General features: G+C 53.6%; 1 pseudogene. It reads left to right on the top strand.

Annotated elements, in window-relative coordinates:
• Window positions 1-123: 123 nt before the first annotated feature.
• A pseudogene (locus tag BV911_RS19045) lies at window positions 124-250 on the top strand (DDE-type integrase/transposase/recombinase); the annotation flags it as partial.

A 250-nucleotide genomic window follows, 5' to 3' on the forward strand; every position in this document is an offset into this window, starting at 1 on the left:
GCTGCTGACGCCCGGTGAGGCTTATGATACCCACAATCAACACCTGAAAGTCGCCGCCTGACATGAACCCAATGCTATAGCTTGGCTCGGCGGAAAACTGGTCTAAAATCTAGGACCACCTCTCTAGCAATCACGCGACCCAACCAAGTCTGGTGCACTGACATCACATACATTCCGATGCGCCGCGGGTTCTTGTACCTGGTAGCCGTCATGGACTGGTATAGTCGGAAGGTGCTCAGCTGGCGATTAT

The organism is Pseudoruegeria sp. SK021 (assembly GCF_002119405.1).
Taxonomy (GTDB): Bacteria; Pseudomonadota; Alphaproteobacteria; order Rhodobacterales; family Rhodobacteraceae; genus Meridianimarinicoccus.